This is a genomic window from Actinotalea lenta (assembly GCF_030586465.1).
GTDB classification, from domain to species: Bacteria; Actinomycetota; Actinomycetes; order Actinomycetales; family Cellulomonadaceae; genus Actinotalea; species Actinotalea lenta.
The window spans coordinates 2,889,725-2,912,720 of record NZ_JAUQYP010000001.1 but is presented as its reverse complement, the minus strand read 5'-3'; the positions used below and the strand labels follow the sequence as shown (position 1 = coordinate 2,912,720).

Sequence of the window (22,996 nt, the reverse complement as noted above, 5' to 3'; positions counted from 1 at the left end):
CCGCCGAGGAGTTCCTCACCGCACCCGCCACGAAGAAGGGTGAGGTTCTCGCGGGGCTCGCTGCTGCGGGTCGCGCGACGTACCGGGCCTGACGGCCCACCACAGCCGGCCGCGGAGCCCCCGGACTCCCTCGCGGCCGGCTGTGGTCGCGGCGCGCCGATGGCGCCGACGGGCCAACTGAAGGGACGGAGCCCGACAGCGGCGCCGGCCGCGGAGCCGACGGCCTCCGAGCCTGACGCCACGACGCCCTTGTGGGGTCCTTCGACGTCGTACGGATCGCTCATCTCATCGCTCTAGCCAGTTGCTGACCGCGTTCGATCCATGTGTCGGAGCTGCAGTTCCCCCTGGCGGGCTTCGCCGCCGCGGCCTGTGGCCAGTCGACCGCGCGGACGAAGGTGACGCGTTCGGCGGTGAGGTTCACACCGCTGGCACGCCAGCCTGCGTCGCGGATGGCGCGGCCGAGGGCGGTGCCCTCGTACCCGTACCAGTGGGGCAGGTGGTTGCGCGCCGAGGGTGGCAGTGGCAGGCCGAGGACGTCCTCGACGTCACTGAAGGCCATTCACCACCAGCACGGGCGAGACCCTCTTGGCAGATCTGCCCTGGCTCGTGGAGACCCTCGCCGAGGCGAACCAAGACCCCACCCTGCCGCGCAGCCGTGCCCGGGCGGTCGACGGCACCGACTGGGAGACCTGTGGGCGCTGGCTCGGCACCAAGGGTGTCGAGTACGACGGCGAGACGCCGCCCGACACTGACGCCGACCCCGAGGAGCACCGCAAGGCCGTCGAACGCGCGCGCCGACGGGCGCGGCGCGCCTCATTCGAGACCGGCGCAGATGGGCGGCCGATCCACACCCGCGACGTCGACGCCCGTGCCGGCCACCGCAGCGCGACCAGCGAGCACAAGGCGGGTACGTACATCGGGTACGAGCTGCACCCCTTCACCCAGGTCCGCGACATCGTCTGGCAGGGCAAGCCCGGCGAGCTCCAGATCGGCCCTGACGTCCCGGCCTACGTGACCAACGCGAGCCTCACCCCCGCCGGCGCCCACCGCACGGACGCGGTCGTGCCCGCCCTGATCGCCGAACGCACCACGATCGACGGCGTCGAGTGTGGTCTGCGCGACGTGACGTGGGATCGCGGCTACTCCATCAACGCCGACGCGCGCACCCACGCCCCGCTGCGCCTGCACGGGATCGAGCCGGTCACCGACTTGGCACCCAGCAGCGCACCTTCCAGCCGATCTCGAAGGACGGCGTCTGGCTCGACGTTCACCTGTTCTCGACGCATACACCGGAGCACCTGCGCTCGCTCCCGCGCCCCGAGCGCAACGACTCGCGCGAGGAGCGCGCCAAGATCGAGGCGCTCTACAACGAGCGGGCACGCTGGCGGTACTCCGTCCACGGCGGACTCGACGCCGACGGCTACCTGCGCATGCGCTGCCCCTTCTGCGCGGGCCAGCTCGCGTCTCGACAGCTGCGGAAGGCTCGCCGCCCATCCAAGAGCGCGCCGCTCGTCGCGTTGCCCGAAGGTGTGACCGACTGCTGCACCGGCATCGTGCGCTTCCCACCGGCGCACCTGCGCATGATGCAGGCACTTCAGGTTCCCTTCGGCACCACCGCACACCAAATCGCGTACGGGCGTCGGAACCTGACCGAGACCACCAACAGCCTGCTCAAGGGCCAGTACGTCAACCTCGACCGCAAGTACACGAAGCTCCAGGGCCTGGCCAAGCGCACCTTCACCCTCGCATTCCTCATCGCGGGCCTGAACCGCCAGATCGGCAAGTCCTTCAAGGAGAAGCGCGCTGCGGCCGAGCGGGAGCGCCTCGCCACCAGGAGCACCCGCAAGCGCCGCCGCACCCAGACCCTCAGCGACATCATCGCCACCGCGGGCGCCCCGAGGACGCACCAGAAGCCCAGCCGCTCCGCGTCAGCGCCGACGGCCCCGCCCAGCGACCCGCCACCACGAGGGTCAACGCCGCGCAAGGCGAGGAGGGCCAACCGCCCCTGACGGCCGGCCGCAAGCCCCCTCCCGTTCTCAACGACATCTGGAGTCGCCCCGCCCCGGCGGGGCTACTCGGCGTGCCCCGGAACGGAGCCGACGGTGCCGGCTGAACTCGATGAGCGTCTGACGACCACCGCTCGGCAGCCGACGAAGCCAGTGAGCCCCGGACCTGATGGTCCGGGGCTCACTCGTCGCGCTTCTGGCTGACTTTCCGGAAGTCATCGGGCTCACTTTCCGGAACCAGCAGGGGTGCCCGAGAAAGGATTCGAACCTTCGACCTTCTGCTCCGGAGGCAGACGCTCTATCCACTGAGCTACTCGGGCGCGAGGCAGCACACTACCAGCAGCGTGCGGCCGTCCGGCATCCGCGGTGCCGCGCGTGCTCAGGCCGGCTCGGTGCCGATCAGCGCGGAGAGGTAGTGGTCGATCTCGCGGACCGCGGCCGGCGCGTCCCCCTCGGCGATGGCCTCGACGAGCGCGTGGTGCGAGTCGTCGTCATGGGCCGGGTGCTCGAAGTTGAACCTGATGTTCGCGCCGATCGCGTCCTGGAGGTTCTCGTACAGCGCGACGAGCACGGGGTTGTGCGAGGACTCGGCGATCAGCCGGTGCAGCGAGAAGTCGGCCGCGACCATCGCGTCGAGGTCGCCCGAGTCGTATGCCGTGGCGCGGGTGTCCCGCAGCTCGCGCAGCCCGTCCACCTGGGAAGGAGTGCGGCGCACCGCTGCGAGCCGCGCCACCTCCATCTCCAGGGCGCGGCGCACCTCGAGCACGTCCCGCTGGTGCGCGCCGGCGATCTGGCGGCCCATCGCGTTGCCCAGCTCGGAGTCCGAGATGACATAGGTCCCCGAGCCCTGGCGGCGCTCCAGCATGCCCGCGTGCACCAGCGACTGGACCGCTTCGCGCACGGTGTTGCGGCCCACGCCGATGAGCTCGGCCAGCTCGGGCTCCGCAGGGATGCGTGTGCCGATCTCCCAGGTGCCCGAGGTGATCTGCTGGCGCAGGCGGCCGACGGCCGCGTCGATGAGGTTGGTGCGTCGCATCCCCGTCTCCCCACTGAGGTCGTGGGATGAGTGAACACCTCCGAGGTGCCTCGGCGCACGTTTCGTCACCTCGTTGGCGGGTTGTCGGCAGCCAGGTGCCGCGATCTCGGGACGATGGTCCCCCTATTCCGGGCGCCACATCGGCCGCCGCTAGGATCGCTCGGTGACCCCTGCTGAGCTCTCCGCCGCGCTGCGCGACGTCCTGCTGACCGCTCGGGCCGACGGCGCCCTGCCCATCGACGCCGACCAGGTGCCCGCCTCCGTCACCGTCGAGCGCCCCCGTCAGCGCGAGCACGGCGACTGGGCGTCCAACGTGGCCCTCCAGCTGGCGAAGAAGGCCGGGATGGCGCCGCGCGCGCTCGCCGACCTGCTGGCCGCGCGCCTGACGCAGGTGCCGGGTGTGGCGAGCGTCGACGTCGCCGGACCGGGCTTCCTCAACATCACCCTCGACACCGCGGCCGCGGGCGAGCTGGCGCGCACGATCCTGGAGGCGGGTGCGGACTACGGCCGCAGCGACGCGCTCGCCGGGCAGTCGGTCGACCTGGAGTTCATCTCCGCCAACCCGACCGGTCCGCTGCACCTGGGCCACACCCGGTGGGCGGCCGTCGGGGACGCCCTCGGGCGCGTGCTGGCCGCGGCCGGGGCCCGCGTCACCCGCGAGTTCTACGTCAACGACCTCGGCGTCCAGATGGATCGGTTCGGGGCGTCGATCATGGCCGCCGCGCACGGGGAACCCATCCCTGAGGACGGGTACCACGGGGACTACGTCGCGGACCTCGCCACGTCGATCGTCGCCGAGCAGCCCGACCTGCTCGACCTGCCGCGCGAGGAGCAGGTGGCCGCGTTCCGGGAGGCGGGCTACGCCCACCAGCTCGCCGCGCAGAAGGACGTCCTCGGCCGGTTCGGCACCCACTTCGACGTCTGGTACTCCGAGCGCACGCTGCACACCTCGGGCGCGGTGGACCGCGGCTTCGAGCGGCTGCGCGAGCAGGGTCACGTGTTCGAGGCGGACGGTGCGGTGTGGCTGCGCACGACCGACTTCGGCGATGACAAGGACCGCGTCCTGGTCAAGTCCGACGGCAGCCTGACCTACTTCGCGTCCGACACCGCGTACTACGTCGACAAGCGCAGCCGCGGGCACGACGTGTGCATCTACCTGCTCGGTGCCGACCACCACGGGTACGTCGGCCGGCTCAAGGCGGTCGCGGCGTGCGCGGGCGACGACCCCGAGCACAACATCGAGGTGCTCATCGGCCAGCTCGTGAACCTCCTGCAGGGCGGCGAGCCGGTACGGATGTCCAAGCGCGCCGGGACGATCATCACGCTCGCAGACCTCATCGAGTGGGTGGGCGTGGACGCCGCCCGGTACTCGCTGACCAGGGCCTCGACGGACTCCCCGCTCACGCTGGACATCGACGTCATCACCCGCAAGACCAACGACAACCCGGTGTTCTACGTGCAGTACGCGCACGCCAGGACGGCGAACGTGTCGCGCAACGCCGAGAGCCTCGGCGTGCGCCGGGCGGACGCCTTCGACCCGGGCCTGCTGGACGACGCGAGCGAGGCCGTGCTGCTCGGCATGCTCGGTGAGTTCCCCCGCGTCGTGGCCCAGGCCGCCGAGCTGCGTGAGCCGCACCGGGTCGCGCGCTACCTCGAGGAGCTCGCGTCGGCTTACCACAAGTGGTACGACCGCTGCCGCGTCACGCCCGTCGGCGAGGAGCCCGTCACGGACACCCACCGCACCCGCCTCTGGCTCAACGACGCCACCCGGCAGGTGCTGGCCAACGGCCTCGACCTGCTCGGCGTGAGCGCCCCGGAGCGGATGTGACCGACGCCCACGTGTGGCCCGCCTCGGCCGCGGTCGGCACCGACGGTGCGATGACCGTCGGTGGGGTCGACCTGCGAACGCTCGCGGCCGAGCACGGGACGCCCGCTTACGTGCTCGACGAGGCCGACCTGCGGGCCCGGGCCCGGGCCTGGCGCGACGCGTGGACGCAGGCCTTCGGCGTGGCGGACGTGTACTACGCCGGCAAGGCCTTCCTGAGCACCGCGGTGGCGCGCTGGGTGCACGAGGAGGGGCTGCGGATCGACACCGCCACGGGGGGTGAGCTCGCGGTCGCGCTGCGTGCGGGGGTGCCGGGCGACGCGATCGGGCTGCACGGCAACAACAAGTCCGACGCGGAGCTCGAGGCGGCGCGCGACGCCGGCGTGGGTCGCGTCGTGATCGACTCGATGGCCGAGGTCGACCGGGTCGCCGCGGTCGCGGCCTCGGGCTGGGGCGGAGACCCCGCGCGGCGTGCCCCGGTGATGGTGCGCGTGACGACGGGTGTGCACGCCGGTGGCCACGAGTACATCTCCACCGCGCACGAGGACCAGAAGTTCGGGCTGTCGGTCGCCGGGGGTCGCGCGCTCGCAGCGCTCGAGGCCGTGCTCGCCCGCCCCGAGCTCGAGCTGCTGGGCGTCCACTCGCACATCGGCTCGCAGATCCTCGACCCCGCCGGCTTCACGGTCGCAGCGCGCACCGTGCTCGCGCTGCGTGCCGAGCTCGCCGAGCGCACCGGCGTCCTGGTGCCCGAGGTCGACCTCGGCGGGGGCTTCGGCGTGGCGTACCTGCCGGGCGAGGTCCCGCTCGACCCGGGGCGCATCGCCAAGGACGTCGCCGCGACCGTCGCCGACGCGTGCGCGGAGCTGGGCACCGCGCAGCCGCGCATCTCCATCGAGCCCGGACGGGCCGTGATCGGCCCGACGACGCTGACCCTGTACCGCGTCGGCACCGTCAAGCCCGTCACGCTGGACGACGGGTCGGTGCGCACCTACGTCTCCGTCGACGGGGGCATGAGCGACAACCTGCGTCCGGCGCTGTACGGAGCGCGGTACCACGCTGCCGTCGTGTCGCGCCGGTCCACGGCGGCCACCGTGCGGGCTCGAGTGGTCGGGAAGCACTGCGAGAGCGGCGACATCGTCGTGCACGACGTCGACCTGCCCGGCGACGTGGCCGCCGGCGACCTGCTCGCGGTCCCCGTCACCGGTGCCTACGGGCGCTCGATGGCCTCGAACTACAACCTGGTCCCGCGCCCCCCGGTGGTGGCCGTGGCGGACGGGCGCTCGCGGGTCCTGGTGCGGCGCGAGACGGTCGAGGACCTGCTCCGTCTCGACCTCGGCTGAGTCAGGCGGTCCGACCCGCCGAGCGCGAGGCCCGCCCCTGGCCGAGGCGTCGGTGCCCGCCGCCGGTCTCCCGTCCCCGGCTGCCCGAGCCCGATCACCTGTGCTCGCCCGGACGGCGGTTCGGCGCGGAGTGCGCCCCGTGACGCACCCCGATGCGGCACGCTTGTGGCGTGGACCTGCGCTCCTACTGGGACCCTGTACCCGGCTACCTCGACGCGGCGAGCATGGGCCTGCCGCCGCGCGCCGTCCTCGAGGCGATGGCCGCCGACCTGGACACCTGGCGAGCCGGTGGGGCGCGACCTGCCGCCTACGACGAGGTCGTCCGCCGCGCCCGTGCCGCGTTCGCCCGGCTCGTGCAGGTGGGCGTCGAGCGGGTGGCCGTCGGACCCCAGGTCTCGGTGCTCGTCGGCCTGGTCGCCGCGAACCTGCCCGCCGGCGCGCGCGTGGTCGTGCCCTCCGGGGAGTTCACGTCCGTCACCTACCCGTTCCTGGTGCACGACGACCGTGACGTCCAGGTCGACCACGTCCCGCTGGCCGGGCTGGCCGACGCGGTGCGGCCCGGCGTGGACCTCGTCGCCTTCTCGCTGGCGCAGTCCGCCGACGGCACCCTCGTGGACGCCGACGCGGTGCTGACAGCGGCCGAGGAGTCGGGCACCATCGTCGTCGCCGACCTCACCCAGGCGGCGGGCTGGCTCCCGGTTGATGCCGGACGCTTCGACGTCACGGTGACGGGCGCCTACAAGTGGCTGTGCGCCCCACGGGGCTCCGCGTTCCTCACCGTGGCACCCCACCTGGCAGACCGGCTCAGGCCGATGTGCGCCGGGTGGTACGCGGGCGAGAGCGTCTGGGCGTCGGTGTACGGGCCGGCGATGGCGCTCGCCGGCGATGCACGGCGGTTCGACACCTCCCCGGCGTGGCCCGTGTGGGTGGGCACAGCACCCGCAGTCGAGCTGTTCGCGGGCTGGATGGACGATCCCCGCACCGCCGACGTGGTCCGCCACCACGGCGCCAGGCTGGCCGACCGGGTGCGAGCCTCGCTCTCGCTCGAGCCGCAGGGTCGGCCCGTGGTGGCGCTGCCCGATCCCGACGGGACCCGGCGGCGCGCGCTGGAGTCGGTCGGGTGCCGGGTCGCCGGCCGGGCGGGGATGGTCCGGCTCGCCTTCCACCTGTGGAACGACGAGGCGGACGCGGATCGCGCGGCGGCGGCGCTCTCTGCCCCGTGAGTCGGCCCGGCGCAGGGCGTGGGTCGAGGAGCGGGACGCCTCGACACCCCGCAGCGGGCGCGCCCGTATCCTGGGCGCGCCCCGGCCCCGGGGCGGCGGCGAAGGAGAGGTGACGCGGTGACGGTCCGTGTGGGCGTGCTCGGGTGCGGGGTCGTGGGGACCGAGGTCATCCGCCTCCTGACCACCCAGGCCGCCGACCTCGAGGCGCGGGCCGGGGCGCGACTGGAGCTCGTGGGTGTCGCCGTGCGGAGCCTGGAGACCCCCCGGGACCCGGTCGTGGACCGTGCGCTGCTCACGACCGACGCCGAGGCACTGGTGGACCGGGCCGACGTGGTGGTCGAGCTCATGGGGGGGCTGGAGCCCGCACGCTCGCTGCTGCTGCGCGCCATCGAGCGGGGCGCGGCGGTGGTCACCGCCAACAAGGCCCTGCTGGGCGCCGACGGCCCGACCCTGTACGCGGCAGCGGACGCCGCGGGCGTCGACCTGTACTTCGAGGCCGCCGTCGCCGGCGCCATCCCGCTGGTGCGCCCCGTGCGCGAGTCGCTCGCCGGCGATGCCGTGACGCGCGTGCTCGGGATCGTCAACGGCACCACGAACTACGTGCTGGACCAGATGGCCACGACCGGGGCCGACCTGGACGTAGCGGTGAAGCAGGCCCAGGAGCTCGGCTACGCGGAGGCCGACCCCACGGCGGACGTGGCGGGTTTCGACGCCGCGGCGAAGGCCGCGATCCTGGCCTCGTTGGCCTTCCACACCCGGGTCTCGGTCGACCAGGTGCACCGGGAGGGGATCGGCGCCGTGACGGCCGAGGACGTCGCGTGGGCCGCCGAGACCGGGTACGTCATCAAGCTGCTCGCCGTGGCCGAGCGCGTCGCGGCGACCGCGGACCACCCGCAGGGCGTGGTGGTGCGGGTGCACCCGGCCCTCGTGCCCTCCGGGCACCCGCTCGCCGGGGTGCGCCAGGCCTTCAACGCGGTGTTCGTCGAGGCCGACGCGGCCGGTGAGCTGATGTTCTACGGGCGCGGTGCCGGCGGCAGACCCACGGCCAGTGCCGTGCTCGGCGACGTGGTCACGGTGGCGCGGCACCGGGTGCGGGGCGGACGCGGGCCGATCGAGTCCCGGTACGCCGACCTCCCGGTGCTCGACGTCGGCGCGGCCCCGACGCGCTACCAGGTCAGGATGCGGGTGGCCGATCGTCCCGGGGTCCTGGCGACCGTCGCCGCGGTGTTCGCCGAGCACGGGGTCTCGATCGAGGCCGTCCGGCAGGCGGACGGTGACGACACGGCCGACCTCCTGGTCGTCACGCACCTGGCTCCTGAGAGCGCGCTGGCCGGCACGGTCGAGGCGCTCGGGCACCTGGATGCCGTGCACGGCGTGCTGTCCGTCCTGCGAGTCGAAGGAGCCTAGGTGGCCATCCAGTGGCGAGGTGTCATCGCCGAGTACGCCGACCGTCTGCCCGACCACGTCCAGACCCACGTGGTCACGCTCGGGGAGGGTGGCACGCCCTTGGTGCCGGCTCCCGCGCTGGACCGTCGCACGGGTGCACACGTGTTGCTCAAGGTCGAAGGTCAGAACCCCACCGGCTCGTTCAAGGACCGCGGCATGACCACCGCGATGTCCGCCGCGCTGCACCACGGGGCGCGGGCCGTGATCTGTGCCTCCACCGGCAACACGAGCGCCTCGGCAGCCGCGTACTCCGCGGCGGCGGGGGTGACCTGCGCCGTGCTCGTGCCGGACGGCAAGATCGCGATGGGCAAGCTCAGCCAGGCCGTGGCGCACGGTGCCCGACTGCTGCAGGTGGACGGCAACTTCGACGACTGCCTCGTCGCCGCGCGCAAGCTCGCCGAGGCGTACCCCGTCGAGCTCGTCAACTCCGTCAACCCGGACCGCATCGAAGGCCAGAAGACCGCGGCGTTCGAGATCGTGGACCGGCTGGGGGACGCCCCGGACGTGCACGTGCTGCCGGTGGGCAACGCCGGGAACATCACCGCGTACTGGAAGGGCTTCGTGGAGTACGCGGTCGACGGGCCGGCCACCAGGACCCCCGCCATGTGGGGCTTCCAGGCGGCCGGCGCCGCGCCGATCGTGCTCGGGCACCCGGTGACCGAGCCGGAGACGGTCGCGACGGCCATCCGGATCGGGAACCCGGCGTCGTGGGACCGGGCGCTGGCCGCACGCGACGAGTCCGGTGGTCTCATCGAGGCCGTGACCGACGAGCAGATCCTCGCAGCGCACCGCGTGCTGTCCCGCGAGGTGGGGGTGTTCGTCGAGCCGGCGTCGGCCGCGGGCGTCGCCGGCCTTCTGATGATGGCCGAGCAGGGCAGGGTCCCGCACGGTGCACGGATCACCGTGACGGTGACGGGGCACGGGCTGAAGGATCCGCAGTGGGCGTTGCGTACGCCGGACGGCTCGGAGGTCCGTCCCGAGCGGGTCGACCCGGACGTGGTGTCCATCGTGCGCGCGCTCGGGCTGGAGGAGGCATGAGGCTCGGGGCCGACCATGTCCGGGTGCGCGTCCCGGCGACGAGCGCGAACCTGGGGCCCGGGTTCGACGCGCTCGGGCTGGCCCTCGACCATCACGACGAGGTCGAGGTCTGGGCACTGGGGTCGCCCGACGTACGGGTCGAGATCACCGGCGAGGGCGCCGGGGAGCTGCCGACGGGGGAGGACCACCTCGTCGTGCGGGCGATCCGGGCCGCGCTGGACGAGGTCGGTGCCCCGCAGACCGGTCTGCACCTGCGGTGCCGCAACACCATCCCGCACGGGCGCGGGATGGGGTCCTCGGCGGCTGCGGTGGTCGCCGGGATCCTCGCCGCGCGGATGCTGATCGCCGAGCCGGAGGCCCTGTACAACACGCGTGCCTTCTCGATCGCCTCGGCCTTCGAGGGACACCCCGACAACGCGGCTCCGGCCATCCTGGGCGGCGCGACCGTGTGCTGGGTCGGCGAGGACGGCCCACATGCGACACAGCTTCCGGTGCACCCCGACGTCGTCCCCGTCGTGCTCGTCCCGCGCGAGCGACTCGCGACCGCCACGGCGCGCAGGGTGCTCCCCGACGTGGTCCCGCACGCCGACGCCGCCTTCACGGCCGGCCGTGCCGCGCTGCTCGTTCAGGCGCTGTGCCATCGCCCGGAGCTCCTCCTCGCCGCGACCGAGGACCGGCTGCACCAGCACTATCGCGCCGAGGTCATGCCACGCACCTGGGAGCTGGTCCAGGCGTTGCGCGCGGCCGGGCAGGCGGCGGTGGTCTCCGGGGCCGGGCCCTCCGTGCTGGTGCTCGAGAGCGGAGACGGGACGGCCGCGCGCGACGAGGTGCTCGAGGAGCTCGGGGTCCGCGACGCCTGGCACGTGCTCGCCCCGGGTCTGGCGGACGGGGCACTCGCCGAGCGGCTCTGACCTCCCGCTTCGCGCGCGTGGTTGGCCGCACCGGGTGATTTCCCGGTGGGGCGTACGGCCGTCCTCACCGACCTGCCCCGCGGTGCTATCCTCGTGGCATCCCCCGGCTCCTCGGCGATCTCGGTTCGTCTGCCGGTGGGACCTCGCCACCACCGGTCCGCTCGACGCGGAGCGCGGTCGCGTGGCTCCGACGTTCCGCATCACTCATCGGACGTGACCCTGCGGTGGACCAGGCCTGCGTGCCGACCACCGACGAGGGGGAAGGATCCTTCGTGTCAGAGACCATCCAGGCCGAGCGCGGGCGCTCCGGCGCGCTGTCGAGCATGCGCCTGCCCGAGCTCCAGGCCCTCGCCGCCGAGATCGGCCTTCCCGGCGCCGCCGGGATGCGCAAGCCCGAGCTCGTCGCGGCGATCCGGGAGCACCGGGGCGACAAGCCGTCCGGCCGCTCCCGCAAGGCGGCCGCCCAGGCGAGTGCTGAGCCCGCTCCCGAGCAGTCCGGCGGCGGTTCCGCCGCGAGCGGTTCGAACGGCGTGCAGCCCTCCGAGGGCGGTACGGCCGACGCAGGCGCGCCGAGCACGCCGCGGCGCGCGCGGGGGCAGCGTTCGTCCGCGCCCGTGGACGACACCCTGGGCATCGAGCTCCCGACCCGTACGCAGGACCAGCCGCGCTCGGAGCGGGCTGCACGCGCTGCGGACGCGGCGCGTGCGGTGTCCGAGGGGCGCCGACCGCGCCGCGCGGGTCGTGAGGAAGGGGCACCGGCCGGTGACGAGCGGCAGGACCAGGACGACAGGCAGCAGCCCGGCGGCCGGCAGCGCGAGCACGGCCAGGACGGCCGGGACGAGGGCGGCCGGGGCCAGGGCTCCCAGGACCAGGGCAGCCGTAGCCAGGGCGGCCGTGACCAGAGCGGCCGTGACCAGGGCAGCCGTGACCAGGGCAGCCGTGACCAGGGCAGCCAGGGCGGCCGTGACGAGGACGGCGGTGGTCGCCGACGTCGCGGTCGCTACCGGGACCGCAACAAGCGCCGCGGTGGCCGGGGCGGTCAGGCCGACCTGACGGCCTACGACGAGATCGAGGTGGCCGAGGACGACGTCCTCGTCCCGGTCGCCGGCATCCTCGACATCAAGGACAACTACGCGTTCGTGCGCACCTCGGGCTACCTGCCCGGCGAGAACGACGTGTACGTCTCGATGAACCAGGTCCGCAAGCAGGGGCTGCGCAAGGGTGACGCGGTCACCGGTGCGGTGCGCCAGCCGCGGGAGGGCGAGCAGCAGGCCCAGGGTCGTAACGCCAAGGTCAACCCCCTGGTGCGGCTCGACTCCGTCAACGGCCTGAAGCCGGACGAGGCCCGCAGGCGCCCCGACTTCGGCAAGCTCACCCCCTTGTACCCCCAGGAGCGCCTGCGGCTCGAGACCGACCCGGGCCTGCTCACGACGCGCGTCATCGACCTCGTCGCGCCGATCGGCAAGGGTCAGCGCGGCCTGATCGTCTCCCCACCCAAGGCCGGCAAGACGCTCGTGCTGCAGGCGATCGCGAACGCGATCACCACGAACAACCCCGAGGTCCACCTCATGGTCGTGCTCGTCGACGAGCGGCCCGAGGAGGTCACGGACATGCAGCGCACGGTCAAGGGCGAGGTCATCGCCTCGACCTTCGACCGGCCCGCGGACGACCACACCACCGTCGCAGAGCTCGCGATCGAACGGGCCAAGCGGCTCGTCGAGCTCGGCCAGGACGTCGTGGTGCTGCTCGACTCGATCACCCGCCTGGGCCGGGCGTACAACATCGCGGCGCCGGCCAGCGGCCGCATCCTGTCCGGTGGTGTGGACTCCTCGGCCCTGTACCCGCCCAAGCGGTTCTTCGGCGCGGCCCGCAACATCGAGGAGGGCGGTTCGCTGACCATCCTCGCGACCGCACTGGTGGAGACCGGCTCCAAGGCGGACGAGGTGATCTTCGAGGAGTTCAAGGGCACCGGGAACATGGAGCTCAAGCTCTCCCGGCAGCTCGCGGACAAGCGGATCTTCCCGGCGGTGGACGTCGACGCGTCCGGCACCCGCCGCGAGGAGGTCCTCATCGCAGCCGACGAGCTCAAGATCAACTGGAAGCTGCGCCGCGTGCTCTCGGCGCTGGACCAGCAGCAGGCGATCGAGCTCCTGCTGTCCAAGCTCCGCGAGACCAAGTCGAACGTGGAGTTCCTGCTCCAGGTCCAGAAGACCACCCCGGGGGTGCCCGGGAAGGACGACTGAGACCCAGGACCGGACCAGGGAAGGTTCCCGCGCGTTGCAGCGTTGGACCCACGCCATGGCAGACTGTCTGCTCGGTCTCCGGTTCACGTGGGCGTCCGCCTGCGACCCGGGGACACCGCGATGAGGAGAAGCCCGTGAAGAAGGACATCCACCCCGCCTACGTCACCACCGAGGTGACGTGCACCTGCGGAAACACGTTCACCACCCGCAGCACGCAGACCTCCGGCCAGATCCACGCCGAGGTGTGCTCCGCCTGCCACCCGTTCTACACGGGCAAGCAGAAGATCCTCGACACCGGTGGCCGGGTGGCCCGGTTCGAGGCGCGGTACGGCAAGCGCTCGGCCGCCAAGTAGCTCGTCCGACGCCGGCGGGACCACCTCGACGGTGGCGTCCCGCCGGCGTCTGGCATGTCACGGGAGGTGGGTCGTGAGCGAGGACCCGTTCGGCGCCGTCGCGCCGCTGCTCGCGGAGCACGCCGAGCTCGAGCGTGCGCTCGCCGACCCTGAGCTGCACGCCGATCCCGGCAGGGCCCGACGCGTGGGGCGCCGGTACGCCGAGCTCCGGCGCGTGGTCGCGGCTCACCAGGCGTGGGCCGCAGCGGCGGAGGACGCCTCCGCGGGGGCCGAGCTGGCAGCCGAGGACCCGTCGTTCGCCGACGAGGCGGCTGCGCTCTCCCGGGCCCGCGACGACGCCGCCGAGGCGCTGCGCCGGGTGCTGCTGCCCACCGACCCGGACGACGCGCGCGACGTGCTCCTGGAGATCAAGGCGGGGGAGGGCGGCGAGGAGTCCGCGCTGTTCGCGGGCGACCTGCTCCGCATGTACCAGCGCTACGCCGAGCGCAAGGGGTGGCAGACCCAGGTCGTCGACCTGACGGAGTCCGACCTCGGCGGAGTGAAGGACGCGACCGTCGCGGTCAAGGCCCGCAGCGTCGGCGAGCCCGCCGACGGCGTGTGGGCCCACCTGAAGTACGAGGGGGGCGTGCACCGCGTCCAGCGCGTGCCGGTCACCGAGTCGCAGGGCCGGATCCACACCTCGGCGGCCGGCGTCGTGGTGCTGCCCGAGGTCGACGACCCCGCAGAGGTCGAGATCGATCCCGCCGACCTGCGCATCGACGTGTACCGCTCGTCCGGCCCGGGCGGCCAGAGCGTGAACACCACCGACTCCGCGGTCCGCATCACGCACCTGCCCACCGGGACGGTGGTCTCCTGCCAGAACGAGAAGTCCCAGCTGCAGAACAAGGAGCAGGCACTGCGCATCCTGCGCGCGCGCCTGCTCGCCGCCCAGCAGGAGGTGGCCGACGCGGAGGCGTCCGCTGCGCGCCGTTCCCAGGTGCGCACGGTGGACCGGTCGGAGCGCATCCGGACCTACAACTTCCCGGAGAACCGGATCGCCGACCATCGCACGGGGTACAAGGCCTACAACCTGGACCAGGTGCTCGCCGGTGATCTCGAAGCCGTGGTGCGCTCGGCGATCGAGGCCGACGAGGCCGCGCGGCTCGCTGCGGGTGGTCGGTGAGCGCGTCGGGAGTCGGGCCACCGGCCGACGGGGCCGAGCCCCCGAGGCAGGACGCGAGCGTCCGCCAGCACCTGGAGGCGGCTCGCCGTCTCCTGGTCGAGGCGGGCGTCGCCTCCCCGGCGGCGGACGCCCGCGCGCTGCTGGCCCACGCGTTGGGCACCGACCGGCTGCCGGTGCCGCTGCCGGAGCGGCTCTCGGCGCGCGAGCTCACCCGGTTCGCGTCGGCTGTCGACCGGCGTGCGCGCCGCGAGCCGTTGCAGCACATCGTGGGCAGCACCGGCTTCCGGCACCTCACGCTGCAGGTGGCGCCCGGGGTGTTCGTGCCGCGGCCCGAGACGGAGATGGTCGCCCAGGCGGCCATCGACGGAGCGGCCGCTCGCGCACCTCGCCCCGTCGTGGTCGACCTGTGCTGCGGGGCGGGTGGCATCGCCTTGTCGGTGGCCACCGAGGTCCCCGGTGCGCGCGTCGTGGCCGTCGACCTCGCGCCCGAGGCGGTGCGCCTGGCGGAGGCGAACGCCGCGGCCGTCGGCGCGCAGGACGTCCGGGTCGTGGCCGGCGATGTGCGCGACCCTGCGCTGCTGACCGACCTCGCCGGGCGGGTCGACGTGCTCGTCTCCAACCCCCCGTACATCCCGCCCGACGCCGTGCCGAGGGAGCCGGAGGTGCGGGAGCACGACCCGGACCTCGCCCTCTACGGCGGGGGCCACGACGGGCTGGACGTCCCTCGCGCCGTCGTCGAGCGTGCCGTCGTGCTGCTGGTGCCCGGGGGGTTGCTCGTGATGGAGCACGCCGAGGTGCAGGCCGCCGCGGTGCGTGACCTGGTCGCCGGAACCGGCGCGTTCGACGAGGTGCGCACCCGGCCCGACCTGGCGGGCCGTGACCGGATGGTCGTCGCGCGGCGGGCCCGGCACCCCGGCGCGGGCGGCCCGGCCTAGACTCGCGGCCGTGAACGACGTCACCGACCCGGCCACCTGGGGCCCCGCGCTGGACGAGGCGGTGCACGCGCTGGGGCGCGGTGGCCTCGTGGTGCTGCCCACCGACACCGTCTACGGGATCGGCGCCGACGCCTTCGACGCCGCAGCCGTGGCGCGGCTGCTCGCGGCCAAGGGCAGGGGACGCCAGATGCCCCCGCCCGTCCTGGTCCCCGCGGTCGCGACCCTCGACGGCCTGTGCACCGACGTGCCCGCCGCGGCCCGCGCGCTCGTCGAGGCGTTCTGGCCGGGCGGCCTGACCGTCATCCTGCGCTCCCACCCGTCGCTCGCCTGGGACCTGGGGGAGACTCGCGGGACCGTCGCGGTGCGGATGCCCGACCACCCCGCGGCGCTGGCGCTGCTCGCACGGACCGGTCCGCTCGCCGTCTCCTCGGCGAACCGCACGGGGAACCCGGCAGCCCGGACGGCCGACGAGGCGCGCGAGCAGCTCGGGGACTCCGTGACGGTGTACCTGGACGGGGGGCCGGCCCCCGGCGGCGTGGCGTCGTCCATCGTGGACGCCACCGACGGGCTCCGGCTGGTGCGTGCCGGTGCGATCGGCATCGATCGGCTCCGCGAGGTCGCCGAGGTCGCCGACATCGCATGAGGACCTACCTGCTGCTGCTGCTGATCGCCGCGGCGGTCTCCTGGCTGGTCACGCCCTTGGCGCGCCGCCTGGCCACCGCGTCGGGGGCGATCACGGCGCCGCGGGAGCGTGACGTGCACACCGCGCCGATCCCTCGGATGGGCGGCCTGGCCCTGCTCGCGGGCATGGCGGTGGCGCTGCTGGTCGGGTCGCGGATCCCCTTCCTCGCCGACGTGTTCGCCGGCCCGATCCCGTGGGCCGTGCTCGGTGCCGGGGCCGTCGTGGCCCTGCTGGGGGTGGCGGACGACATCTGGGAGCTGGACTGGCTCACCAAGCTGATCGGCCAGGTGCTGGCCGGTGGCCTGATGGCCTGGTGGGGCGGGGTGCAGCTGTACGCGCTGCCGATCGCCGGCCTGACCATCCCGTCCAGCCGGATGTCGCTGTTCGCGACCGTGCTGGTCGTCGTGGTCGCGATCAACGCGGTGAACTTCGTCGACGGCCTGGACGGCCTGGCGGCGGGCGTGGCCGCCATCGGGGGGTCTGCCTTCCTCCTCTACACCTACCTGATCACGCGGAACATCTCCGCGGACTACGCGAACGTCGCGAGCGTGATCCTCGCCGTGCTGGTGGGCGCGTGCCTCGGTTTCCTCCCGCACAACGTGAACCCCGCCCGGATCTTCATGGGCGACTCGGGGTCGATGCTGATCGGGCTGACGTTCGCCGCCGCCGGGATCGTCGTCACCGGGCAGATCGACGCGGCGACCCTCACGGCCCGCCAGCAGGTCCCGGCGTTCCTGCCGATCCTGCTGCCGGTGGCCGTGCTGCTGCTACCGCTGCTGGACATGGGACTGGCCGTGGTCCGCCGGATGAGTCACGGGAAGTCGCCGTTCCACCCGGACCGGTTGCACCTGCACCACCGGATGCTCCAGCTCGGTCACTCGCACCGTCGGGCCGTCGGCGTCCTGTACCTGTGGACGGCGCTGTTCGCGTTCGACGCTGCCCTGCTGGTGGAGCTGACGACCACCCAGGCGCTCGTCGTGCTCGGGATAGGCAGCGTGGTGGCGCTCCTGCTCACGCTCGGGCCCCTGCGCGGGCGCGCGCGTGACACGGATCGCGCCCCGGCGATCGACTAGGGTGCGAGGACCATGTCAGCTCCCGACGCCGACCGTCCCGAGGCCGCGCCGACCCCGGACGACCCGTTGCGCCCGGTCCTGCGGCGGGCGCTGCGGGACATGCTCGTCCTGGTCGTCGCCGTGGGCGTGGTCGGGACGGTCGTGGGTCTCGTCATCGCCGGCAGCAGCGGGCTGTGGGGCGCCCTGATCGGGGTCGCGGTCACGCTGGTGTTCAGCGGCACCACCGTCGTCAGCGTGCTGCGGACGACCCGGTCCAGCGCCACGACCACCGCCGGGGTCGTGCTCGGGGCCTGGCTGGGCAAGATGCTGCTGCTCATGGTGGTGCTCGCGGTGCTGGCCGACCGCGACTTCTACGACCGTCGCGTCCTGGTCGGGGTGCTGGTGGTGGGCGCGCTCGGCTCCGCCCTGCTGGACTATCGCGCCGTCGCCAAGGGTCGGGTACCGTACTCCGCGCCGGGCACCTGAGTGCCGCGGTTCGGCGAAGCAGGGCATGTCCGACCTGCGTTAGGATCGCCGGGAACCTCGGTCCGGGTTCGACGGGTGTCCCCGTCACTCCGGCGATGATGCGAACCAACCCCGGGAGCCTGCTCTGTCCACCCTCGCGACGACTGTCCTGCTCGCCGCCTCAGGAGAGGGTGGTGGGTTCCACGCCCCGTCGATCAACGACTTCTTCCCGCAGGCGTTCCTGTTCGACGGCACGATCTTCGCCTTCAACCGGATCATGATGGTGCGGGTCATCGCGGCGCTCGCGATGATCGCGATCTTCGTCACCGTGGCGCGCCGCGCCACGCTCGTGCCGGGCCGGGCGCAGAACGTCGTGGAGATCATCCTCGACTTCGCGCGCGTGCAGATCGCCGAGGAGATCCTGGGCAAGGAGCGCGGTCGACGCTACGCGCCGATGATCACGACGATCCTCGTCAGCATCTTCTTCTTCAACGTCACCGGTGTGATCCCGGTGCTGAACATCGCCTCGACGTCGCTCATCGGTCTCCCGCTCCTGCTGGCGGCGTGGGTGATGGTCATGTACCTGGGTGCCGGCATCAAGCACCAGGGCCTGGGCGGCTTCCTCAAGAACAGCCTCTTCCCGCCTGGCGCGCCCTGGTACATGTACTTCCTGCTCACGCCCATCGAGTTCCTCCAGGTGTTCCTCCTGAGGCCCGGGACCCTGGCACTGCGACTCACGGCGAACATGATCGCCGGGCACATCATGCTCGCGCTCGCCTTCGCCGCGACGCAGTTCTTCCTCTTCGAGGCGGGCGGCGCGCTCAAGGTCTTCAGCGTCGCCTCGTTCGCGGGCGGCGTGATGTTCATGCTCTTCGAGGCGCTGGTCGCGGCGCTCCAGGCGTACATCTTCGCCCTCCTCGCAGCCGTCTACCTGAACCTGGCTCTGGAGGCGGAGCACTAGGCCCGAACCGGTGCCGTCCGGCGCCCCCGTCCCACACACCCCAGTCGTCCGCCTCACCGGCGGCGCACCACGGAAGGAATGAGCACATCGTGGACAGCACCACACTCGCCGCCGTCACCGGCAACGTCGCGTCGATCGGTTACGGCCTGGCCGCCGTCGGCCCCGGCATCGGCCTCGGCATCCTGATCGGCAAGACGATCGAGGGCATGGCCCGTCAGCCCGAAGCGTCCGGCCAGCTGCGCGCGACGATGTTCCTCGGCATCGCGTTCGTCGAGCTGCTCGCCCTCCTCGGGATCGTGGCCGGCTTCCTGTTCGCATGATGCCCCAGGTACCCGTGCTGCTCGCGGCGGCATCCGACGGCGGCCACACCGGCATCGACCTGCTGCTGCCCGAGGGCTACGACATCTTCTGGTCGGCGGTCGTCGTCGTCCTGGTCGCCGTGGCGATGTACCGGTGGGTCCTGCCGAACATCACCAAGATCCTCGACGAGCGCACCGAGAAGATCGAGGGCGGCCTGGCCAAGGCCGAGCACGCTCAGGCCGAGGCCTCGGCGGCGCTCGCCGAGTACCACCGGCAGCTCTCCGACGCCCGTGCCGAGGCAGCGCGGATCCGTGACGAGGCGCGCGCGGAGGGTGCCACGATCGTCGCGGACGCGCGTGGGCGTGCGACGGACGACGCCGCGCGGATCCTTGAGAACGCCCAGCGCCAGATCGAGGCTGAGCGCACGCAGGCTGCCGTCGCGCTGCGCGCCGAGGTCGGGGCCCTGGCCACCGAGCTCGCGTCGCGGATCGTCGGTGAGGCGCTGGCCGACCAGGCCCGGCAGTCCCGGGTGATCGACCGCTTCCTCGACGACCTCGAGGCGAGCGCTGCGGGCAAGGAGAGCTGATGCGGGGCACCAGTGCGGCGTCGCTCGAGGCGGTCCAGGAAGGCTTCGAGCCCGTCCTGCGATCGGCCGAGCAGCAGGCAGCCGTGCTCGGCGCCCAGCTCTTCGCGGTGGTGGACGCCCTGATCGCGTCCGCGTCGCTGCGCCGGGCGATGAGCGACCCGGCCCGAAGCGGCGAGGACAAGGCCGGGCTCGTGCGCTCGCTGCTCGGTGCGGCGGACGAGCGCACCGCGGACGTGGTCGCCGAGCTCGCGCGTCGTCGGTGGTCGGATGACGAGGACCTCGTCGACGCGGTGGAGGAGCTGGCGGCCGACGCCGTCCTCGCGTCGGCGCAGGACGCCGGCCGGCTCGAGGTGGTCGAGGACGAGCTGTTCCGGTTCGAGCGCCTCCTGGTCTCGGAACGTGAGGTGCGCCGTGCCCTCGTGGACCAGGGCGCGCCCGCCGAGAGCCGAGCACAGCTGGCCCGGTCGTTGCTCGACGGCAAGGTGGAGCCGACCACCGTGCAGCTCGTGGCGCGGGCCGCGTTCTGTCCGCGCGGCCGCACCATGGTGCGCATGCTTCGCAGGCTCATCCGACTGGCGGCCCGTCGCCGGCAGATGCTGGTGGCCTCGGTCACCGCCGCCACGGCGCTGAGCGACGCCCAGCGGTCGCGGCTCGCGGAGCTCTTGCAGCGTTCCTACGGCAGCAAGGTGCACCTGACGGTCGCGGTCGACCCGCAGGTGATCGGGGGGCTTCGGATCCAGGTGGGTTCGCAGGTGGTCGACTCCACCGTGCTGAGCCGCCTGGACGATGTTCGACGCAGACTGGCCGGCTGACGGCCGCAAGGACTCAGGGCCGCCAGGCCCACGCAGCACGCAGACCGCCGAGGCGGTCCGATGAGGAGGCAGACCATGGCTGAGCTGACGATCAAGCCCGAGGAGATCAGGGCTGCGCTGGACAGCTTCGTCTCGTCGTACACCCCTAGCGGGGCCGTGAGCGAGGAGATCGGCCGCGTCACGCTGGCCGGCGACGGCATCGCCCAGGTCGAGGGTCTGCCGGGCGCGATGGCCAACGAGCTGCTCGAGTTCGAGGACGGCACCCTGGGCCTGGCGCTCAACCTCGACGTCCGGGAGATCGGCGTCGTGGTGCTCGGTGAGTTCACCGGCATCGAGGAGGGCCAGACGGTGCGGCGCACCGGCGAGGTGCTCTCCGTACCGGTGGGCGACGGATACCTGGGCCGCGTCGTCGACCCTCTCGGGCGGGCGATCGACGGCCTCGGCGACATCGCGACCGAGGGGCGCCGTGCGCTCGAGCTCCAGGCGCCCGGCGTGATGGCCCGCAAGAGCGTGCACGAGCCCCTGCAGACCGGTCTGAAGGCGATCGACGCGATGATCCCGATCGGCCGCGGCCAGCGCCAGCTGATCATCGGCGACCGGCAGACCGGCAAGACCGCGATCGCGATCGACACGATCATCAACCAGAAGAGCAACTGGGAGACCGGGGACCCCAGCAAGCAGGTCCGCTGCATCTACGTCGCGATCGGGCAGAAGGGGTCGACGATCGCTTCGGTGCGCGGTGCGCTCGAGGACGCAGGCGCGCTCGAGTACACCACCATCGTCGCCGCGCCCGCGTCGGACCCCGCGGGGTACAAGTACCTCGCGCCCTACACTGGTTCGGCCATCGGCCAGCACTGGATGTACGACGGCAAGCACGTGCTGATCGTGTTCGACGACCTGTCCAAGCAGGCCGAGGCGTACCGCGCCGTGTCGTTGCTGCTGCGGCGCCCGCCGGGCCGCGAGGCCTACCCGGGCGACGTGTTCTACCTGCACTCCCGGCTCCTGGAGCGCTGCGCCAAGCTCAGCGACGAGATGGGGGCCGGGTCGATGACGGGTCTTCCGGTCATCGAGACCAAGGCGAACGACGTGTCCGCCTACATCCCGACGAACGTCATCTCCATCACCGACGGTCAGATCTTCCTGCAGTCCGACCTGTTCAACGCCGACCAGCGGCCCGCCGTGGACGTGGGCATCTCGGTGTCCCGCGTGGGTGGTTCCGCCCAGGTCAAGGCGATGAAGTCGGTCTCCGGCACGCTGAAGATCGACCTGGCCCAGTACCGGTCGCTCGAGGCCTTCGCGATGTTCGCCTCCGACCTGGACGCGGCATCGCGGCGCCAGCTCACCCGGGGCGCGCGGCTGATGGAGCTCCTCAAGCAGCCGCAGTACACGCCCTACCCGGTCGAGGACCAGGTCGCCTCCATCTGGGCCGGCACGCACGGCAAGCTGGACGAGGTGCCGGTGGGCGAGGTCCGGCGGTTCGAGCAGGAGATGCTCGACCACCTCAAGCACCACTCCGACGTGCTGTCCACGATCGCCGAGACGGGCAAGCTCGACGAGGACACCGAGGCGGCGCTGGAGGCGGCGATCGACGAGTTCGCCGCGGGCTTCGTGGTCTCCGGCGACGAGGCGGAGACGGCCCCGGCCCAGGAGGGCGAGTCGGAGGCGGACGTCGCCCAGGAGCAGATCGTCAAGCAGAAGAAGGGCTGAGCGTGGCCGGTCAGCAGCGCGTCTACCGGCAGCGCATCCGGTCGACACAGTCGCTGAAGAAGATCTTCCGCGCGATGGAGCTCATCGCTGCGTCGCGGATCGGCAAGGCGCGGGAGCGGGTGTCCGCCGCCGGGCCCTACGCCCGCGCCATCACCCGTGCCGTCTCCGCGGTGGCGACGCACTCGGGCGTGGACCACGCGTTGACCACCGAGCGCCCGGACGCCAAGCGCGCCGCGGTGCTGGTGCTCGGCGCCGACCGGGGCATGGCGGGCGCCTACACGGCGTCGGTCCTGCGCGAGGCCGAGCGTCTCACCGAGCGCCTCGCGGAGGAGGGGCGCGAGGCCGTGCTGTACGTCGTGGGACGCCGCGCGGTGTCCTACTTCACGTTCCGCGGCCGGGAGCTCGCCGGGAGCTGGACGGGTGAGTCGGACGCGCCCTCGGCCGACCTCGCCGCGGACGTGTCCCAGAACCTCCTGGACGCCTTCCTCCGGCCCGAGGACGAGGGCGGGGTCGGCGAGCTGCACATCGTGTACACGCAGTTCGTCAACATGGTGACGCAGACACCGCAGGTGCTGCGCATGCTGCCGCTCGAGGTCGTCGAGGGCGAGGTCGCCGACACCCACGAGGCCCTGCCGCTGTACGAGTACGAGCCCTCGCCCGACCAGGTGCTCGACGCGCTCCTGCCGCGGTACGTGCAGAGCAGGATCCTGTCCTGCCTGCTCCAGGCCGCGGCGTCCGAGCTCGCAGCGCGCCAGCGCGCGATGCACACCGCGACCGACAACGCCGAAGACCTCATCCGCAGCTACACGCGGTTGGCGAACCAGGCGCGCCAGGCCGAGATCACGCAGGAGATCAGCGAGATCGTGTCCGGCGCCGACGCCCTTGCCGCATCCTGAGACCAGACCGCACCACC

At 72.8% G+C, this 22,996-nt stretch carries 23 protein-coding genes and 1 tRNA gene; 21 read left to right on the top strand and 3 right to left on the bottom strand.

What is annotated here, in order from left to right; translation table 11 throughout:
* Positions 1 to 280: 280 nt before the first annotated feature.
* Positions 281 to 559 (bottom strand): DUF7662 domain-containing protein, encoded by a 279-nt coding sequence (locus Q6348_RS13915; RefSeq protein ID WP_304601870.1) that lies wholly within the window; start codon positions 557 to 559, stop codon positions 281 to 283.
* Positions 560 to 585: 26 nt separating this feature from the next.
* On the opposite strand from Q6348_RS13915, the gene Q6348_RS13910 reads away from it, so the two are divergent.
* Complete coding sequence (locus Q6348_RS13910) at positions 586 to 1,533, top strand: hypothetical protein (protein ID WP_304601869.1); 948 nt, start codon at positions 586 to 588, stop codon at positions 1,531 to 1,533.
* A 47-nt stretch (positions 1,534 to 1,580) separates the two neighbouring features.
* Positions 1,581 to 2,009: a hypothetical protein gene (locus Q6348_RS13905; protein WP_304601868.1), complete on the top strand. Its 429-nt coding sequence runs from the start codon at positions 1,581 to 1,583 to the stop codon at positions 2,007 to 2,009.
* Positions 2,010 to 2,253: 244 nt separating this feature from the next.
* Here the strand turns inward: Q6348_RS13905 and Q6348_RS13900 are convergent.
* Together Q6348_RS13900 and Q6348_RS13895 are read right to left on the bottom strand one after the other, a co-directional pair.
* Positions 2,254 to 2,326 (bottom strand) — tRNA-Arg (locus tag Q6348_RS13900).
* Between the two features lie 59 nt (positions 2,327 to 2,385).
* A complete protein-coding gene (locus Q6348_RS13895) occupies positions 2,386 to 3,042 on the bottom strand; it encodes a FadR/GntR family transcriptional regulator (protein WP_304601867.1) in 657 nt (218 codons plus the stop codon).
* Positions 3,043 to 3,205: 163 nt separating this feature from the next.
* Between Q6348_RS13895 and argS the strand changes: the two genes are divergently transcribed.
* The 19 genes from argS to Q6348_RS13800 all read left to right on the top strand — a co-directional run bounded on the left by argS (position 3,206) and on the right by Q6348_RS13800 (position 22,979).
* A complete protein-coding gene (gene argS, locus Q6348_RS13890) occupies positions 3,206 to 4,870 on the top strand; it encodes an arginine--tRNA ligase (protein ID WP_304601866.1) in 1,665 nt (554 codons plus the stop codon).
* Between the two features lie 50 nt (positions 4,871 to 4,920).
* Complete coding sequence (gene lysA / locus Q6348_RS13885) at positions 4,921 to 6,207, top strand: diaminopimelate decarboxylase (protein ID WP_304602000.1); 1,287 nt, start codon at positions 4,921 to 4,923, stop codon at positions 6,205 to 6,207.
* A gap of 170 nt (positions 6,208 to 6,377) precedes the next feature.
* Positions 6,378 to 7,430: an aminotransferase class V-fold PLP-dependent enzyme gene (locus tag Q6348_RS13880; protein WP_304601865.1), complete on the top strand. Its 1,053-nt coding sequence runs from the start codon at positions 6,378 to 6,380 to the stop codon at positions 7,428 to 7,430.
* A gap of 117 nt (positions 7,431 to 7,547) precedes the next feature.
* Positions 7,548 to 8,837: a homoserine dehydrogenase gene (locus tag Q6348_RS13875; protein WP_304601864.1), complete on the top strand. Its 1,290-nt coding sequence runs from the start codon at positions 7,548 to 7,550 to the stop codon at positions 8,835 to 8,837.
* The gene (gene thrC, locus Q6348_RS13870) at positions 8,838 to 9,914 is read left to right on the top strand and encodes a threonine synthase (protein ID WP_304601863.1); all 1,077 of its coding nucleotides are present in this window, start codon (positions 8,838 to 8,840) and stop codon (positions 9,912 to 9,914) included.
* On the top strand, positions 9,911 to 10,825 hold the full coding sequence (gene thrB / locus Q6348_RS13865) for a homoserine kinase (RefSeq protein WP_304601862.1): 915 nt from the start codon (positions 9,911 to 9,913) through the stop codon (positions 10,823 to 10,825). The genes thrC and thrB overlap by 4 nt, the downstream gene beginning before the upstream one ends.
* A 272-nt stretch (positions 10,826 to 11,097) precedes the next feature.
* On the top strand, positions 11,098 to 13,068 hold the full coding sequence (gene rho / locus Q6348_RS13860) for a transcription termination factor Rho (protein ID WP_434061976.1): 1,971 nt from the start codon (positions 11,098 to 11,100) through the stop codon (positions 13,066 to 13,068).
* 134 nt (positions 13,069 to 13,202) lie between these two features.
* Positions 13,203 to 13,421, top strand: coding sequence for a 50S ribosomal protein L31 (gene rpmE, locus Q6348_RS13855; protein ID WP_304601861.1), 219 nt, complete (start codon positions 13,203 to 13,205; stop codon positions 13,419 to 13,421).
* Positions 13,422 to 13,494: 73 nt separating this feature from the next.
* Positions 13,495 to 14,583, top strand: a complete 1,089-nt coding sequence (gene prfA / locus Q6348_RS13850; protein WP_304601860.1) for a peptide chain release factor 1 — start codon at positions 13,495 to 13,497, stop codon at positions 14,581 to 14,583.
* Complete coding sequence (gene prmC, locus Q6348_RS13845; protein ID WP_434061977.1) at positions 14,580 to 15,518, top strand: peptide chain release factor N(5)-glutamine methyltransferase; 939 nt, start codon at positions 14,580 to 14,582, stop codon at positions 15,516 to 15,518. The genes prfA and prmC overlap by 4 nt, the downstream gene beginning before the upstream one ends.
* Positions 15,519 to 15,528: 10 nt before the next feature.
* A complete protein-coding gene (locus tag Q6348_RS13840) occupies positions 15,529 to 16,161 on the top strand; it encodes an L-threonylcarbamoyladenylate synthase (RefSeq protein WP_304601859.1) in 633 nt (210 codons plus the stop codon).
* Positions 16,158 to 17,273: a glycosyltransferase family 4 protein gene (locus tag Q6348_RS13835; protein ID WP_304601858.1), complete on the top strand. Its 1,116-nt coding sequence runs from the start codon at positions 16,158 to 16,160 to the stop codon at positions 17,271 to 17,273. The genes Q6348_RS13840 and Q6348_RS13835 overlap by 4 nt, the downstream gene beginning before the upstream one ends.
* Before the next feature lie 12 nt (positions 17,274 to 17,285).
* A complete protein-coding gene (locus Q6348_RS13830) occupies positions 17,286 to 17,738 on the top strand; it encodes a Cg1360 family ATP-synthase-associated protein (protein ID WP_304601857.1) in 453 nt (150 codons plus the stop codon).
* Positions 17,739 to 17,862: 124 nt separating this feature from the next.
* On the top strand, positions 17,863 to 18,678 hold the full coding sequence (gene atpB, locus Q6348_RS13825) for a F0F1 ATP synthase subunit A (protein ID WP_304601997.1): 816 nt from the start codon (positions 17,863 to 17,865) through the stop codon (positions 18,676 to 18,678).
* An 89-nt stretch (positions 18,679 to 18,767) separates the two neighbouring features.
* The gene (atpE, locus tag Q6348_RS13820) at positions 18,768 to 18,998 is read left to right on the top strand and encodes an ATP synthase F0 subunit C (RefSeq protein WP_304601856.1); all 231 of its coding nucleotides are present in this window, start codon (positions 18,768 to 18,770) and stop codon (positions 18,996 to 18,998) included.
* Positions 18,995 to 19,564, top strand: coding sequence for a F0F1 ATP synthase subunit B (locus Q6348_RS13815; RefSeq protein ID WP_304601855.1), 570 nt, complete (start codon positions 18,995 to 18,997; stop codon positions 19,562 to 19,564). The genes atpE and Q6348_RS13815 overlap by 4 nt, the downstream gene beginning before the upstream one ends.
* Positions 19,564 to 20,376 (top strand): F0F1 ATP synthase subunit delta, encoded by an 813-nt coding sequence (locus Q6348_RS13810; RefSeq protein WP_304601854.1) that lies wholly within the window; start codon positions 19,564 to 19,566, stop codon positions 20,374 to 20,376. The genes Q6348_RS13815 and Q6348_RS13810 overlap by 1 nt, the downstream gene beginning before the upstream one ends.
* Positions 20,377 to 20,451: 75 nt before the next feature.
* Entirely contained in the window at positions 20,452 to 22,083 is a 1,632-nt protein-coding gene (gene atpA / locus Q6348_RS13805) for a F0F1 ATP synthase subunit alpha (RefSeq protein ID WP_304601853.1), read from the top strand.
* 2 nt (positions 22,084 to 22,085) lie between these two features.
* The gene (locus Q6348_RS13800; RefSeq protein ID WP_304601852.1) at positions 22,086 to 22,979 is read left to right on the top strand and encodes a F0F1 ATP synthase subunit gamma; all 894 of its coding nucleotides are present in this window, start codon (positions 22,086 to 22,088) and stop codon (positions 22,977 to 22,979) included.
* Positions 22,980 to 22,996 lie beyond the last annotated feature (17 nt).

Coding starts and splice junctions, on each gene's coding strand:
- Q6348_RS13830 (WP_304601857.1), top strand. CDS start 17,286: ATGTCAGCTCCCGACGCCGACCGTCCCGAGGCCGCGCCGACCCCGGAC.
- Q6348_RS13815 (WP_304601855.1), top strand. CDS start 18,995: ATGATGCCCCAGGTACCCGTGCTGCTCGCGGCGGCATCCGACGGCGGC.
- Q6348_RS13895 (WP_304601867.1), bottom strand. CDS start 3,042: ATGCGACGCACCAACCTCATCGACGCGGCCGTCGGCCGCCTGCGCCAG.
- Q6348_RS13835 (WP_304601858.1), top strand. CDS start 16,158: ATGAGGACCTACCTGCTGCTGCTGCTGATCGCCGCGGCGGTCTCCTGG.
- thrB (WP_304601862.1), top strand. CDS start 9,911: ATGAGGCTCGGGGCCGACCATGTCCGGGTGCGCGTCCCGGCGACGAGC.
- atpA (WP_304601853.1), top strand. CDS start 20,452: ATGGCTGAGCTGACGATCAAGCCCGAGGAGATCAGGGCTGCGCTGGAC.
- lysA (WP_304602000.1), top strand. CDS start 4,921: ATGACCGTCGGTGGGGTCGACCTGCGAACGCTCGCGGCCGAGCACGGG.
- Q6348_RS13905 (WP_304601868.1), top strand. CDS start 1,581: ATGATGCAGGCACTTCAGGTTCCCTTCGGCACCACCGCACACCAAATC.
- Q6348_RS13915 (WP_304601870.1), bottom strand. CDS start 559: ATGGCCTTCAGTGACGTCGAGGACGTCCTCGGCCTGCCACTGCCACCC.
- Q6348_RS13810 (WP_304601854.1), top strand. CDS start 19,564: ATGCGGGGCACCAGTGCGGCGTCGCTCGAGGCGGTCCAGGAAGGCTTC.